The organism is Arcticibacter eurypsychrophilus (assembly GCF_001730525.1).
GTDB classification, from domain to species: domain Bacteria; phylum Bacteroidota; class Bacteroidia; order Sphingobacteriales; family Sphingobacteriaceae; genus Arcticibacter; species Arcticibacter eurypsychrophilus.
This window is the reverse complement of the sequence record NZ_MDFN01000063.1, coordinates 1-1,942: the sequence shown is the minus strand read 5'-3', so window position 1 is coordinate 1,942 and position 1,942 is coordinate 1. Positions and strand designations below refer to the sequence as shown.

The window sequence follows — 1,942 nt, the reverse complement described above, 5'->3', positions numbered from 1 at the left end:
CTTTTTTCTTTTACCGGACAACAGTAATAAAATATGAATAAATCAATTTTAGTAGCCGGTGCTACCGGTAATTTAGAAAACCGGATTTGCAGGAAATTAATTATATGAGGAGCTTCAGTAACTGCTCTCGTTCGAACCTTTATTGGTAATATTCATATTGTCGAACCAGATATCCAAATGAACAGATCCTGACCTCAATTGAGAGAGATCTGCTTTATTAATTTCATTTAATAAATACTGTTGCGTAGATACCATCCAGACTATCTCTTCTGAGTCGGCGGCAAGAAACTTTTGGTGGTTTAAAATGAATCTTCTAAGACGACTTTCGGTGTGTAAGTAACTTTCTCTAATTTCAAGTTGAACGTCGCTTGATGTATTTGGGCCATTTCCTCACCCACTTTAAGGTGTAAGTCAGCAGAAAAATTGAATTGTTTATTTCCTTCAGCAAAGGAGAACAATACCCCCTGTCGCATTCCTTCAGGCGCTTCTAAATATTGAATGTAGTTATCATCAACGTCTTTTAAAGGGAAAGAAACAGAAATGCCTGTTTCTTTAAGGATATTATTAACCGAATTTCTTCATTTATCTCTAAGTCGCTCCGCCAGTTTAAGCTATACAGCCTGAAAACGAACTTACTCGTTATATGTACAACCAGATCACTATGATTAATACCTGTTTTCAGTAACGTGCATGAAACATCACCAGCAAGGCCGTATTTATTTGCCACCAGCAAGCCAATGTGATCGGCTGAAAGAATCGAACTGATAACAGGAAATATTTCCATGTGGAAGAGATTGGTTCGCAAAGAAACGAAAATTAGCTTGAGCATAATCTTGTATTAAAGACCTACTTGTTTTTTATATAATAGTTTAGCGAGCCCGATGAGGTCGAAATAAACATTATATAATCAAAATCAGACACCATATTTCCAGGGTGAAACTGCATAATGCTGGATATCTGCATAAAATATGTCAAAAATGCACAGCGGCTGAAAGGTGAGATCATACTCGATAAATTCGATTTTGCCAATGTAGAACGGTTCGACTGACTAAAGATCTCTTCATACCGTCGACAGCATATTTTGAAGATTACCTTTGGGAAAGATGTGTCTGCACTTTGTGTATCTTTGATAATCATGATTATCTAATATGGCTGACCTGAATCTTTCCATCAATTTCACACAGCCGATTTCCCACTGCGAGCTTATACGGAAATTCTCGCCAGCTTACTTTTTAATTTCAGGTGCTCGGTTAAACCTGTCTATTGATTTGTCCAACAATATGGTGCATTCAGATAGTTTACTGATTGTCGCTTCCGGGGTTAACCACCTTCGCCAAAATGGAATAGTAGTTATAATTACCATACAAGGTGAAAGTACTTACGCCAGCCGGATAAATTTCTATCAACTAATCGACGTTCACTTCGAGGAACAATTTATCAGGAGGAATAATGAAGGGCGTTTTATTGAATTAAAATCATTTGATAAGGATACACTTTATTCATTGCAGGATGAATTAAACATGATCCTCTACCAAAAGGGAGGAATTAACAAAGAAGTATTACAGTTGCTGTTTTATTGCCTGGGTGAGATTATGGATAACATCATCGTTCATTCGGGTTTAGAGAAAGGTTGGATATCCGCTCAATATTATCCTAGCAAGCATGAGATAAGAGTAACCATATGTGATAATGGTGATGGCATTCATCACTCCCTCACCACTAATCCAAAAAGTAAGTTCAAAGAGGTTTCCGAAGTGGAAGCGCTGGATATTTGTATCCAGCGTGGTGTAACCAATGGGGAAGGCTTAGGATTCGGCTTATTTGCAAGTTCACAATTCATATTAAAAAATACCGGTGATTTACTGATCTATTCGGGTTATCATTACCTCCTTGTGCATAACGGAGAGTACAAGTGGTCGAGTAGGTAAGGGGAATTTCACCC

At 37.6% G+C, this 1,942-nt stretch carries 2 protein-coding genes; one reads left to right on the top strand and one right to left on the bottom strand.

The features are described 5' to 3' along the window. Nucleotides 1-520: 520 nt before the first annotated feature. Nucleotides 521-829 (bottom strand): hypothetical protein, encoded by a 309-nt coding sequence (locus BFL47_RS18945; protein ID WP_139125883.1) that lies wholly within the window; start codon nucleotides 827-829, stop codon nucleotides 521-523. Between the two features lie 319 nt (nucleotides 830-1,148). On the opposite strand from BFL47_RS18945, the gene BFL47_RS18940 reads away from it, so the two are divergent. After that, the gene (locus BFL47_RS18940; RefSeq protein WP_069661360.1) at nucleotides 1,149-1,928 is read left to right on the top strand and encodes an ATP-binding protein; all 780 of its coding nucleotides are present in this window, start codon (nucleotides 1,149-1,151) and stop codon (nucleotides 1,926-1,928) included. Nucleotides 1,929-1,942: the final 14 nt, after the last annotated feature.

What these genes read in the sequence shown, in the direction of transcription:
- BFL47_RS18940 (WP_069661360.1), top strand. Translation starts at nt 1,149, where the DNA reads ATGGCTGACCTGAATCTTTCCATCAATTTCACACAGCCGATTTCCCAC.
- BFL47_RS18945 (WP_139125883.1), bottom strand. Translation starts at nt 829, where the DNA reads ATGCTCAAGCTAATTTTCGTTTCTTTGCGAACCAATCTCTTCCACATG.